The sequence below is a fragment of the Desulfosporosinus hippei DSM 8344 genome, assembly GCF_900100785.1.
Classification (GTDB): Bacteria; Bacillota; Desulfitobacteriia; order Desulfitobacteriales; family Desulfitobacteriaceae; genus Desulfosporosinus; species Desulfosporosinus hippei.
Map to the genome: position 1 here is coordinate 1 of NZ_FNCP01000050.1, position 13,528 is coordinate 13,528.

The 13,528-nt window shown below is 41.8% G+C and carries 13 protein-coding genes and 1 rRNA gene; 1 reads left to right on the forward strand and 13 read right to left on the reverse strand.

The window, feature by feature from the left end; all coding sequences use genetic code 11:
- The 12 genes from BLS16_RS22425 to BLS16_RS22480 all read right to left on the reverse strand — a co-directional run.
- On the reverse strand, positions 1–618 hold a 618-nt coding region (locus tag BLS16_RS22425; RefSeq protein WP_143015569.1), incomplete at its 3' end, for an aldehyde dehydrogenase family protein.
- A 23-nt stretch (positions 619–641) separates the two neighbouring features.
- Positions 642–1,289, reverse strand: a complete 648-nt coding sequence (eutL, locus tag BLS16_RS22430) for an ethanolamine utilization microcompartment protein EutL (protein ID WP_092335816.1) — start codon at positions 1,287–1,289, stop codon at positions 642–644.
- A 48-nt stretch (positions 1,290–1,337) separates the two neighbouring features.
- The gene (locus BLS16_RS22435) at positions 1,338–1,670 is read right to left on the reverse strand and encodes a BMC domain-containing protein (RefSeq protein WP_014184351.1); all 333 of its coding nucleotides are present in this window, start codon (positions 1,668–1,670) and stop codon (positions 1,338–1,340) included.
- A gap of 173 nt (positions 1,671–1,843) precedes the next feature.
- On the reverse strand, positions 1,844–2,722 hold the full coding sequence (eutC, locus tag BLS16_RS22440) for an ethanolamine ammonia-lyase subunit EutC (RefSeq protein ID WP_092335817.1): 879 nt from the start codon (positions 2,720–2,722) through the stop codon (positions 1,844–1,846).
- A gap of 14 nt (positions 2,723–2,736) precedes the next feature.
- Complete coding sequence (locus BLS16_RS22445) at positions 2,737–4,101, reverse strand: ethanolamine ammonia-lyase subunit EutB (protein ID WP_014902635.1); 1,365 nt, start codon at positions 4,099–4,101, stop codon at positions 2,737–2,739.
- 28 nt (positions 4,102–4,129) lie between these two features.
- Entirely contained in the window at positions 4,130–5,557 is a 1,428-nt protein-coding gene (locus BLS16_RS22450; RefSeq protein ID WP_242876410.1) for an ethanolamine ammonia-lyase reactivating factor EutA, read from the reverse strand.
- Positions 5,558–5,597: 40 nt separating this feature from the next.
- Positions 5,598–6,962, reverse strand: coding sequence for an ethanolamine permease (gene eat / locus BLS16_RS22455; protein ID WP_092335818.1), 1,365 nt, complete (start codon positions 6,960–6,962; stop codon positions 5,598–5,600).
- 301 nt (positions 6,963–7,263) lie between these two features.
- Entirely contained in the window at positions 7,264–7,833 is a 570-nt protein-coding gene (locus BLS16_RS22460; RefSeq protein ID WP_092335819.1) for an ANTAR domain-containing response regulator, read from the reverse strand.
- Positions 7,830–9,266, reverse strand: coding sequence for a sensor histidine kinase (locus tag BLS16_RS22465; protein ID WP_092335820.1), 1,437 nt, complete (start codon positions 9,264–9,266; stop codon positions 7,830–7,832). Before BLS16_RS22465 ends, BLS16_RS22460 begins: the two co-directional genes overlap by 4 nt.
- Positions 9,247–9,696, reverse strand: a complete 450-nt coding sequence (locus tag BLS16_RS22470) for a EutP/PduV family microcompartment system protein (RefSeq protein WP_092335821.1) — start codon at positions 9,694–9,696, stop codon at positions 9,247–9,249. The genes BLS16_RS22465 and BLS16_RS22470 overlap by 20 nt, the downstream gene beginning before the upstream one ends.
- Complete coding sequence (eutS, locus tag BLS16_RS22475) at positions 9,696–10,034, reverse strand: ethanolamine utilization microcompartment protein EutS (protein WP_014902629.1); 339 nt, start codon at positions 10,032–10,034, stop codon at positions 9,696–9,698. Before eutS ends, BLS16_RS22470 begins: the two co-directional genes overlap by 1 nt.
- A gap of 80 nt (positions 10,035–10,114) precedes the next feature.
- Positions 10,115–11,560, reverse strand: a complete 1,446-nt coding sequence (locus tag BLS16_RS22480; protein ID WP_242876411.1) for an LTA synthase family protein — start codon at positions 11,558–11,560, stop codon at positions 10,115–10,117.
- Positions 11,561–12,414: 854 nt separating this feature from the next.
- Here BLS16_RS22480 and BLS16_RS22485 point away from each other — a divergent pair.
- Positions 12,415–13,257, forward strand: a complete 843-nt coding sequence (locus tag BLS16_RS22485; RefSeq protein ID WP_092335823.1) for a hypothetical protein — start codon at positions 12,415–12,417, stop codon at positions 13,255–13,257.
- A 129-nt stretch (positions 13,258–13,386) separates the two neighbouring features.
- On the opposite strand, the gene rrf is transcribed toward BLS16_RS22485, so the two are convergent.
- Positions 13,387–13,502, reverse strand: a 5S ribosomal RNA gene (gene rrf, locus BLS16_RS22490).
- Positions 13,503–13,528: the final 26 nt, after the last annotated feature.

The following is a 13,528-nucleotide window of genomic DNA, read 5'->3' on the forward strand; positions in this document are numbered from 1 at the left end:
GGCGGCTTTAACCAGGGCGCTTCCGCCGGTAGCTAGGATCATGGCTACATCAGGGTGTTTCATCAGTTCGTTGGTGGCTCCCATGGAGACATTCATGATGCATCCGATAACCCCTTCCGGTGCTCCTGCGGCGACGGCAGCTTGTTCCATGATTTTCGCCGCTTCATTAGTGCAGCGTACGGCACTCGGGTGGGGGGAGAAAACGATGGCATTCCGGGATTTGAGGGCGATCATGGCTTTGTAGATGACGGTTGAGGTAGGGTTTGTCGTCGGGACGATCCCGGCGATGACGCCCACGGGTTCCGCGATTTCCCAAAGCTTTTGCTCCTGATCTTCTCGGATGATTCCCACGGTCTTCATGGGTTTGATGAACTCGTAAAGGGTGCGCGAGGCAAAATAGTTCTTAAAGCATTTATCGTTATAGTTGCCCATCCCCGTTTCGGAGACAGCCATCATGGCTAATCTGGCTGCATTAGCTTCCCCGGCTTCGCGCATCATATCAATAATATGATTCACTTGCTCTTGCGTGAAGTCTTTCAGAGCTTCTTGGGCTTTGCGCGCAGCTCGTACTAAATTTCGGGCTTCCTGTAAGGAACATAAATCTCGGTCAAGTTCCATCACGAAGCTGCACCTCCCTTTTCCTAAAATTTTAATCCGTTTTCACAGACGTCGATAACGGCTCTTTGGAAGGCTTCGCAGGCGGATTTGCAGGCACTTTGCGAGCCGGTTAAGAGTCCGCCGCCAAAGTTGGTTTCCGTCGGGGGGCCGTAGAAGGCTTTCATGCTGACTTCGGCGGCTTTTAAAGCGGCGTCTAAGCCAAACATGGCTTCAATCGGAGGGGCAATCAGGTAGGACAGAGCCTGACCTTCTTCGATGCCGGCAACTTTAGAGAGATAGCTTCCGGTTCTTGAAACGGTATGCGGGAAAAACGCGGTTTTTCCGCCGTCACAGGTGTAAAACCAGCATTCATTTTCTAGGTGTTCGATGCAGGCATCCACTCCAGCCCGGACTTCCGCCGGATTGGGGCCTGCTAAGATGCCAATGATTTCTCCGGATAGCGGGCCGGAGGCACGAGCTGCTCCGCAATAGAAGCTCTTGGCATACACGACTTCGACTTCCGCTTTTTTAGTGGCTTCATCTAAGGCTACGTAGGTGGAATCATCAATGTCGGCGGTAATCATGCCGATGGAACGCTGATAGTCCGTCAGACCAAGCTGCTGGGCTAAATCCGGGGCTACATTCGGGATTAATCGGACGGCTAATACTTTGGGTTTTAGAGGCTCTATCATAGTTATCCTCCCTATTCCCGCCGGACGCTTTTCTTAAGATCCGACGATTTATTTGTTCTCAACATTTTTGGATTTTGGCTTTTCTTCAAAGACAGGTAATTTAGGCAGGATTGCTTCCAACTCAGGGTGTGGGCGGGGAATGACATGACAACTGACCAGCTCTCCGACTCGCTCAGCGGCGGCTGCTCCGGCATCAACGGAAGCTTTTACCGCTCCCACATCTCCTCGAACCATGACCGTCACTAAGGCGCCTCCAACTTTTACTTTCCCGATTAAGGTGACATTGGCTGCTTTGACCATGGCATCAGCCGCTTCTATGGCTCCTACGATTCCACGGGTTTCTACCATTCCTAGTGCTACGAGATCTTCTCTTATAGCCATTTGTGTTTGCTCCTCTCGTTATCGTTTATATATCAAATAAACGTTAAATTCTCACAACCCATTATATATGGACAACTTATAATAAACCAATACAACTTTGCTAACATTGAAATGTTCTTATGAATAATCGGTTAATACTAGGTTCGTCCACTGTTGCTTACTTAAAGACTTACTTACTCAAGATTAACACCGGATGCTTTAGCATCCAGGATTCTTTTGATTAAGCTGGCCAAATGTGCTCCAGCTTCCGCAGCCGGAGTCCCGCCTTTATGAATATTACTGATCACGGTTCTTTCACTCTCAACCATACCCAGTCTTGGATTGTATCCTATATAAGCACTCATACTCTCAGCCGTTCCCAATCCTGGGCGTTCTCCAATAAGAATTACGGCAACTTCAGGCTTTAACTCTTCCCCAATGGTATCCATGATGGCAACTCGGCCATTGCGAACAAAGATTGGAGTTCCAAGCTTCACACCCATTCCTTCAAGCCCTTGAGTCAAGGCAGGGAGAAGATTAGGAATATTTGCTTCAACGGCTTTGCTGGAAAGTCCGTCAGATACAATGATTTGAACCGTGGCACCTTTAGGGCATCCCTTTGCCAGAATTCCTAAATTTTCATCATCTAGTTTTCTGCCCAAGTCCGGTCGGGTTAGATATTCATCTTTTGAGCTGCAGAGGGTTTGGATAGGAACCATATTATATTTTGCCGGAAATTCTTCTGGTACCACTCCAAGTACAGAGTCTTGGGCTACTGCGTGGTCAGCTCTAAAACGAAGTAAAGTATCTGTCAATGGACGGGGACCGCAGCGCCACACTCCGATCCGGGCTGGTGTTGAAAGCTTCATCTCTTCATAAAGGTCTTTGTTGACAGGATCAGGTACTTGCAGATATCGTTGTAAGTCAATTTCTGCTAAATCTTTTATCTCACATTCGTTATTATTTGCTGAATTTGCTAAAGGGAGATTAGTACTGGAATTTTGGCTTTTCTGCTGATCCATTCCTTTAAGCAATTCTTCAACGATTAAACGAACACTATCTTCTAAGCTCATTTCTTTTCCCTCCCTTACCTTGTGAATATCGTCGCATCACCGGCACGGGCTGTAAGCTTGCCCTTTGCCAGGATTCCCATGGATTCTGCCCAAGCTTCAAACTCCGGCAACGGTCTTAAGTTAAACAGTTCTCTCAAGGTTGCAATGTCATGATAGCTGGTGCATTGGTAATTTAACATTACATCATCACCCATAGGGATCCCCATGAAATAGGTACACCCTGCCGCAGAGAGAAGAGTTGCCAAATTTTCGATATCATTTTGGTCTGCCTTCATATGGTTGGTGTAGCAAGCGTCCACACCCATTGGCAATCCAGTTAGTTTACCCATAAAATGGTCTTCCAAACCTGCTCTTGTTACTTGACGAGTATCATATAGATACTCCGGACCGATAAATCCAACAACGGTATTCACTAAAAAGGGATTATAATGACGGGCTAACCCGTAACACCGGGCTTCCATGGTTACTTGATCAGCACCATGATGAGCCTCAGAAGACAGCTCGGAGCCTTGCCCGGTTTCAAAATACATAATATTAGGTCCGGTGGCACGGCCTTCTTTCAATCCTAAAGCATAGGCTTCGTCTAATATTTCTTTAGTGACTCCAAAGGCTTCGTTACCAATCTGGGAGCCGGCAATAGATTGGAATAATAAGTGCACAGGGGCACCTTTCCTTAAGGCCTTCATTTGAGTGGTAATATGGGCTAAAACACAAATCTGAGTAGGTATCTTCCATTCTTCAGCAAAGTTATAGAGGGTTTCCAGGCTGCGAATGGTAGCAGGCACTGTATCATCAACGGGATTTAAACCTAAAACTGCATCCCCTATACCATAGGATAGCCCTTCACGCAAGCTGGCTAAAATCCCATCGACCCCATCTGTAGGATGATTTGGTTGGAGCCGAGAAGCTAAGCATCCTGCATTTCCAATTGTCGTATTACAATGAGCCAAATTTTGAATTTTAGCTGCCCCTAAGATCAGGTCAAGATTACTCATTAGCTTAGCTACTGCAGCGACCATCTCTGAGGTTAGACCACGACTAATCCTTTTCAGAGCAGAACCATTGGTTTCGGTTCTGAGAATGTATTCTCTAAACTCTGCAACACTCCAATTCTTAATCGTATGGTAGATGGGCTCATTGACATCAGCGTCGATAACACGTGATACTTCATCGTCCTCGAGAGGCACGACAGGATTCTTTCGTAAATCTTCTAAAGTTAATTCTGATAAAACTCGTTTTGCGGCGATCCGTTCTGCGGCATCTGCGGCAGCGATTCCAGCAAGGATATCCCCTGATTTAATTTCATTTGCTTTAGCCAAAACATCCTTTACATCTTTAAAGGTAAAGGTTTGACCAAAAAGTCGTGTCTTTAGATTCACGATTTCACATCCCTTCTGTTGGCTAGTATTAACGGGCAAAGACGAGGGTTTTTACAATAACAGGCACTGCATCTTGATGGGGTAAGGGTTTAGCAATATCTAAAAAATCGCCAAAGGCCAGTTCAATACCGTCCAAGCAGACTATTGGCATATTTGTGAGAAGCCTCTGCAGGGTTTGTCCAAGAACCTTAGCAATATCTTGTTGGGCAATAACCACTTTAGGCTCCCCTTTGATTGAAGGTAATTCACCGGCTAGAGTTTCTGCTAAGGAAAGAATCGTGGTAAAGTCCGTGTTAGGCAAAGGTGGTACGATTAAAGCAACTGTGCGGTAAAGAGCGTCGGTATAATTCTCAGTGGACTTAAGCCATGTAAAGCCACCCGACGCATTCAATTCCGGATACACCGCCGGCACATTGCGCAGTGGAAGGGTATGCTCACTAACCGTAATTGTTGAACCGGATACATTTACAGTATGGGCCCCCGCCCCCAGGACAGTAGCATGAATGGTTTCCGTGCCTTCGTGTACAGGCAGGGAGGAATAAATTCGACTTTCACGAAATGCTTCAGCTAATAGTGGGCCAACATCCCCATGTATCCACCACTCATTGATTCCTGGAAGATAAATATATCTTGCTACCCCTCCTGAAAAGACCACACCGTCGATCTTAACATTCGGTAATAAATTGGTCATTACCAAACAATTGTCCTGAGGAAGCAAGGGTTCCTGAAAAATGACACGTTCCACACATTCGACCATACTACGCAAACAGTGCTTGATGATAACTAATTCTTCCTCGCCTTGGGTCTGGACTGTGTTCGGATAAAAATGACTCAATATCTTCTCGGCAGGTGGGGAAATAAAGGTTAAATTGTGACTAATCGGATCAACTTCAAAAAGTCGGCCGCCAACATTGATACATGCTGTCCCAATACACTTACCTCGATCAAAATAGGCAATATTTGTTGTTCCTCCACCGATATCAATATTGGCTATACAGCCATGTAAGCGCTTGGAGAGCGCCTCAGCTCCCGATCCTTTTCCGGCAATCACACTTTCGAGATCCGGTCCAGCCGTCGCTACGACAAAATCTCCGGCATAATCGGCCAAGGAATGAATGATCTCCGAGGCATTCTCCTTTTTAGCGGTTTCTCCGGTAATAATAATAGCCCCTGTGTCAATCTGTTCGGGCCTCACTCCAGCCTTCTCGTATTCCTTAGCGATGATTTTACGAAGGGCAGCACCGTCAACATGCTGACGGTCTTCAAAAGGAGTGAAGTGAACCTTCCCTAGATAGGCAATACTTTTATGACTAATTTCCACCTTCGGGACTTGACTTCCAGGCATTACGTTAACTAGAGTCAGCCGCGAAATGACCAACTGAGTCGTTGTTGTTCCGATATCGATCCCCACACTGACTAGTGTCATCTCTTTAGCCATGTTGTTTCCATAAGCCATCTAATGACGATGGCTCCTCTCCACAAAAAGGTATTTGGTCTTAAGCATCTAGTTCGTCTAAAACGCCGAACTCTTCTTCAAAAGGTCTGATATTCTTATTACCCCAAATAAAATAGTAAACGATCGCAATGGCGTAGACAATAGCTGTCCATTTCAAAGCAGGTACACTTGAAATAATGACACTTACGGTCAAGAAAATACCTGTAATAAAGCTAATGACCGGGATGATTGGATAGGATACTTTAAAGGGTCTTTTGAGACTGGGTTCTTTGGAACGCAGAACAAACAGACTAATTAGGCTAAGCATGTAAAGGGCGACAGAACCGATAACTGCAATAGTAATAACGACAGCTGTCTGCCCGGTGAGCACGACACCTAAGCCGATAAGTCCAGGAATTAACAGTGCCCACACTGGGGTGTGACGTTTAGGGTCTACATAGGCTAAAAACTTAGGCAAATATCCGGTCCGAGCCATGGCATAAGTTTGACGTGAGTAACCTACGATAATGCCATGCAAGGAAGCAATTAAGCCGAATAAACCAATGATATTAACCAATACAACAATAAAGGCATTTTCGCCAAAGACTTGAGCTAAGGCAATAGGCAACGGGAAGTCAACAGCTGAAACCAAATTATAGTCTGCAATACCAGCCGTTAAAAAGAGGGTCAGGAAGCCCATGATCATCAGTGTTCCCATACCACTTAAGAAACCTTTAGGGATATCTTTCTGGGGATTTACCATTTCTTCTGCTGCCATGGCTCCGCCTTCAATAGCTAGATAGAACCAGATAGCGAAAGGAACTGCGGCCATGACCCCTTTCATTCCGAAAGGAAGTAAAGGCTCTGTCATAACACGTGCCATAGAGAAGTGAGGTGCTGCCGCAACCCAGAAAATAACCAAACCGACAAGGGCAATGATGGTGACTACTAATTCTACTGTAGCAGAAGTTTTCATTCCCAAATAGTTGACAAAAATGAAAAAGAGGAAGGCCGCAACTGCTGCTGTCAAAGTTGGAACGGATGGAATGAGAAAGTTAATATATCCACCAACAGCCAAAGCGATTGCCGGGGGTGCAAAAATGAACTCGATTAAACAACTAATACCATTCATATATCCCCAAAAAGGCCCTAATGCTCTACGGGCATAAGCCGAAGGACCACCTGCATGGGGAATTGCTGTTGCCAGCTCAGAGTAAGATAAGATAAATGTTACATAAAAGATCGTAACTGGAATTAAAGCTAGGGCTAAGCCCATCGGCCCGCCTGCACCAAATCCATAACTCCAGCCAAAATAGTTTCCTGATATTACCAATCCCACTGCAAGAGCCCATAAGTGGATAGGTTTAAGTACTCTGGATAAATTTGCGTCGGCCCCTGCGGTCACAACTTTAGTTTCTGTTGTCACTATATAAACCTCCTTTGTTTTTATTAGATGTAACCGATACCATACTAAACTATAACTTTAGTCTTCACCCGCCTTTCTCGGACAAAAATTAATGCCCTTTATTGCACCCGAAAATTCCGGATGTAATAAAGGGCATTATTGCCCGCTATTCCTTTGTTTAGAAGTTACTAGTTGGTAACGGTTGACTCCATCTATAATCTACACTATTCGCGATCTATCACAATATTCCTTTTTTTTGACGAAAGTTTTTTCAAATTCTTGAATACCAATATAATTATTAACTATAACCAAATACTTAAATTTATTCCGCCGTTTTAATAATCTGATCAGCTAATTTTACGACAGTAATTCTCTGATCCATGGCCTGATGGATTAACAATTGATGAGCTTCATACTCACTAATTCCCTCACGAGTGGCAAGAATTGCCTTTGCTCTGGAAACTAGTTTTTGACTATGCAGCTCTTGTTGTGTAGTCTCTAATTTTGACTGAACAGCTTGCATTTCTCTCCAGCGGGCATAAGCAATTTGGATTGCCGGCAAGAGATCTCGTTCGGTTATTGGTTTAACCAGATATCCATAGACACTAACCTTTTCTGCTCTATTAATAAACTTAGTTTGACTATAGGCGGTCAGTAATATAACGGGTATGTTCATAGTATGTAGTATTTTTGCAACTTCCAGACCATCTAATTTGGGCATCATAACATCAAGTATCGCTAAATCCGGAGCAAAGGATTTTGCTAACTCAACAGCCTTTAAGCCATTGTTTGCTTCTGCGCAAACTATATGCCCAGCCCCTTGCAGCATTTCTTTAATATCCAGCCGAATTAAAGCCTCATCATCTGCAATTAAAATGGATAGTTCGCTCATAACCGTCCCTCCGAGTTATGTATTGGAAAGCTTACTGTTACCACTGTCATTCCGTTAATACGTTCCATTCCGAACTCTCCACCCAATTGATCTTCAACTAAGGAATCAACAATTTGCAAACCTAACCGTCGTTGCTTGACCTTATCAAAAGGCACTTCCGGTTCAGGACCATTGTCTCTTACCGTCAGAAGTATTTGTCCATTTTTCTCAATAATCTCAAGGGTAATGACTGCTTTATCTAAATGACGAACACCGTGTTTAAAACTGTTTGTCAGGATTTCATTAATCACAAGAGCCAACGGGACAGCTTTTATACTTTGTAGATGCAAATTCTGTCCTATAACATGGGCTTCGATGCTCTGCTCAGTCGAAGTTGAGCTTTCCAAAAGCGCCTTTAAAATGCGCTGAGAAAGATCCTTTAAATCGACAGAATCACAGTTTTGACAGGCAAAGACATCATGCACCATGGCGATTGAAATAATTCGATTGATGCTTGCTGCAAACTCAGCTTTGACAGTATCCAAATCTGACCGTCTCATTTGTAACCGAAGCAAGGCCGCAACATTTTGAAGATTATTTTTAACTCGGTGGTGAATTTCACGAATAACTGTACTCTTAGCATTCAACTCACGTTCTTTTTTACGCAGATCTGTGATATCTCTTAAGGATATTACGCAACCGCTTAGATCTCCATATGTGACTAAAGGATAAGCCTCAAAAAGATAGCTCTTATCCATGATACAAAACTCGGTAGGGCTTTTCAAAGCATCTAAAAGTTCTTCTAAACAAGAGCAATTGAACATAGCAAATAAAAAATCATGCCCAAGTGCCTCAAACCCGTGATACTCCTGATAAATCTTAGCAGCTTTTTTATTGACATAGGTAATCTTACTATACTTATTTAAGACAAATATCCCGTTTCCAACCCAATTTTCAAACTGAGAACCGGTCATTGACAAATTCATCAGCGTATTACTTAAGCGCTCCGCTGTCTGAGTTAAAAACTCAAATTGCTCTTCTTGTCGCAATTCTTCAGAGATATCTCTTTCCATAATTAATACACCAATGATTTTATCGCAAGGATTACGAATGGCTACTACAGTTTGAGCAATTGGAATTCCCTCTTGGCTAACTCCTCGAACGTCCCGGCATGTTTCCCCTGTTATTAAGGTTCGATAAACTGCAGGTTCACTGGTTGCTAAGGCTAATTCTCCTACGACACTATTTCTGTACAAGGACCGGCATTTAGGGCGAGCCCATGCTAAGACTACAGCATCGAAGCCATCTTTTATTGGCGCATCAATAAAGATATCTGTGCCTGTTAACTCAGCAGTATTGGGTATTTGTAAAACCATTGAATCTAAAATGTTGATATCTTCTTCAGTAAGATCTGTATACTTCAAACATAAACCTTTAACGTTTTCGCAGTTCATTCAACTCCTCCAATCGCAAACGCAATGGAGCAACACTTTCCCCGTTCATCACGGATATTGGATAAAAGGGTTCTTCGATTCCTGCATAATTCAAGTAAGCTGTTGCTTGTTGGATATTGGCTTTGGGCAAGTCGACCTTTGTTATGATTCCAATGATTGGTTTACGAAAAACTTTAGAAAATTGCGGAGGATAAAAAGATCGTTGTTTGGTTGCATCTTGAAGGGCCCAAATTTCTGAGACCTGATGGCTTGCATCAATTAAAACATGATAGAAACGGGGAATTTCCAGGTATTCCCCCGGACAATCAATAAAGGTATTGCAAAAATCAAGCATTTGAGTTTTTTGATAGGTAACTTGCTCATTCATTAGGGTCTGTTTTAAGGAGGTTTTGCCGGCACCTATTCCTCCTATCAGTAGAATCCTGCCCATTAACTTCTTGTCACTTCAGCCGCTGTAAACCCTAAAATGTCAACTAGAGTATTTACAGCTGCTCTTATGGCAGCTTCTACACTGGATACATCCCCTGTAATGACCAGAGATCCGGTAAAGCGATCTAAAAAGCCAAGTTCTATATCTCCGGCTTTACTTGCGGCATCTGCAGCAATAATCGCCGCTTCACTGGGGGTAATCGTCATAATTCCAATGGCACCTGATGTTACAATTCCTAATCTTTCATGAATATCGCCTTGAGGGTTCGGTATAATATGGGCCATGGTTACTTGTTTTCCAGGTACATATTCTTGAATCACGCGCTGTTTTTCAGTCAAAATGAGCACCACCTTTTCTGTAACACTTAAACTAAAAGTTAGACTGATTATTTCGTTGAAGAATATCAAAGTCCTTCTTTTTATTTATAGCCAGCTTCTTTAAAGTAATTTTTTCGAATAACAAGGTCTGCAATATCGATTCCTTTTAGACGGTTCTCATATTCAACACTATTTTCAGATTCCCCCATGTATTGTCGGGTGGCCAATACTGCAAAACTTCTATTAGTATTCAGCAAGTTTCGTCCGAAAGCTGTACTACTGTAACGATCTTCTTCGATGCCTAAGAGATAAGCTATCGTTGGCATAGTATCCACCTGTCCACCTATGGTGAAAATCTCTTTCCCGTTCATTCCCTTATGATAAATGATTAAAGGTATCTTTTTACTGTCATCCAGCCACCAGCTTTCCTGGGGCTCAACCTTTTTCACTTCATCGTTATAGTATTTATGAACTCCGGTATGATCTCCATAGATAACAACAACGGTATTATCCAATACCCCACTTTGATCCAGCTTTTCTAAAAAGAGGCCAATTTGTTCATCCGTATAACGAATACTTTGAAAGTATCCACCTAACTTTGAATTATTCAAATCCTCACTTAGATTTAGGGATCGATACTGTTCAGGTAAGTCAAAAGGGTTATGGCTTGTTAACGTAACCATAAAATCATAAAATGGTTGTTTTTGTTCCGAAATAATCGGGGCTATTTGCTTAAAATAGCTGCCATCACTAAGACCTAAGCCAATTTTCTCTTCCGTATTAAATCGCGAATCGTCCATTGTCTTTTCGAATCCAATAGCAGTCAAGGCGGGCATCCAATTCCAATATGAGCCCTTATCAGGATGAATGGCTAAGGTACTATAGCCATCCTCTTTCAAAATCTTAGGAAGTGAATTATAGGTATTGCTTGGAAACCGGAAAAAAGTTGAACCGGTTCGTACCGGATAAACAGAGGTATTCGCCATTAAGTCAGCATCAGAGCTTGATCCATTGTATACTTGCTCATAGAAATTTGAAAAGTATAAACTATTAGCCAGAAGTTTATTGAGATTCGGAGTAATTTCTTGGCCATTAACTTGTTGGTTGATTACAAAATTTTCAAGCGACTCTACTTGAATCATGATCAGGTTTTGCCCCTTGAACATCCCCTTATAATCATTGGGAGGTAATTTCTCTTGATTTTCAGAGAGCCAATTCTTAATTTCTTTCTGTTCTTCCGGTGTTAATTGGGCATCCTTAAGATCTTTAAAATAGTTATAAGTATCAAACATATGGTAGCCCAGCGGGGATAGGTTTGACATTGTCTGATTCGGAGACCAAGCAACTCTGAACAGCATAGTATCTTCTTTTCCACTTAAGTCCATTTGAACATGCTGGTAATATATATACGAGACTGAAAGCACTAAGAGGATCAGAAATTTATAAACACTTCTTTGAACTCTGCTATAAAAAGCCTTATACACTAAGCCAATTCCCGCCAAAAATAACAAGTCGATAACGAAGAAAAAATCGACCGGACGCAACATTGAAATTACACTACTAAAAAGATTGTCCAGATTTGTGGTTTGACTAAGCAAATATGGTGATACAAAGCTGCAGTACCCACGATAATACATCAAATTAGTGATTAGGAGGAGTGAAAATAAACTATTACAGGTTACTAGACACCAAAAACGGGCTTTACCCTTAAATAAATAGGAGAAACTCAAGATTACCAGAATAAAGGCGACGTAAACATCTAAAGGAGGAGCGGAACTGAAACTACAAAAAGCTTTTATATGGTCATATTTAGTTGCATTATCATTATTAATTAAGCCAATAAATAAAATGGACTTGTGTAGCATGGCCACAGTAGTGAATGCTAGAACTAAACCTTTAATTTCTAGGCAGGATATGATTAGAGTTTTTAAGCATGTAGCTAGATAACGAATGATATTAAGAGGATTACTATGTTTTGAGCTTGTTTTTACAAGCTCATCTTCTATACGAGCCAAAAATCACCATTCCTCTACGAATAAAATTATTCAACTTAGCTTTATTCGACAAAACTTTGCTTTTCCCTTTACTATACTGAGGGTTTTCGCTAGATTTTGCAATATCATATCTTAATTATCTATGGCTCAGATGTTACTGGCGAGGGAGCTTTATACTTATTTTAACCGTAATTAGTTTTTATGGTTATAAACGGGACTTCTCTTTAGCCATGATTGGCTCAAACAGGAAATCCAAGATTAATAGCTAAAAGCCCTAAATTATCTTGGATTTCTGCAAGAATTTCGGGAAAGCTATAGTGTATTTATTTCTGAGGCATTACTGAGCAGTAGTATATACACTTTCATAATGGTTAAATCTTTCTGATATAAATTACAAGGAGCTAATTATGGCCAACATATACTGGTATTATCTTATCGCTATTATTGGGCTGGGAGCCACTGTCTTTTCCATCTATAAAAAGCAAACTGTCAAACGTTCTACCTTTCTTGTTTTCTACCTCTTTACAACATGTATCACATGGATCGGTGAATTTTTCGTCCTTGGCTTGCTTGATGCTTACGCCTATAAAACAGGTATTTTCTCTGATCCTTGGGCACAAAACATATTAGGCCATCTAATACTTAACTCCACTTTCTATCCCGGAACAGCTATATTAGTTGCAGCTAATTGCCTAGGATATGGATGGATTTCTTTTATAACTATTATCTATTTACTAATTGAGTATTTGTGTTTGAAATCAGGAATATACGAACATCACTGGTGGAAGTATTACATGACAGGTTTCTTGATTTTTTTCTTTCAAGTATTTTCCAAAAAGTACTTTACTATGCTCAATCCCATTAAGTCGAGACTCATCAGGAACATTACATTTTACTTTGTTGGGTTTGTACTTCTTCATTACCCCATTCCCGTACTTTTACTGTTAGGAAAACAATACTATAACGTTAATTGGGCAGAAAATTTATATTTATCGAGCACGATGTTTATATTTGCTTATCAATTAATTGAGGTCATAATTTTAATTTACTGTGTATGTATCCTTAAGAAATGGTATTTTAAGCTCATACCATTCTGCATTGCATTTTTCGGCCAATATATTCTTATGAAATTAAATATTCTTGTTTTAAAAGACGGATGGAATCTCCTCTACTCAATGATACTTTACTTTTCCAGCATAGTTACTTTTATTATAATCGAAAAGTATTCCTTAAAGATGAAAGTACAATAGCAAATTGGAACGGGTAGAACCCCGACTCCCCAAATTCGCCCACGTGGGCGAATTTAAGACACTCCAGAGAGGTGGAAGGATGGCACATAAAGAAAGACCACCTCATTCAGAGATGGTCTTTCGCTTGTTACCTGGCGATAACCTACTTTCCCAGGGGCTATGCCCCAAGTATCATTGGCCCTGGAGGTCTTAACTTCCGTGTTCGGTATGGGAACGGGTGGAACCCCTCCGGCATAATCACCAGATGTCTGAGATATTCGCTTTCTTTCGA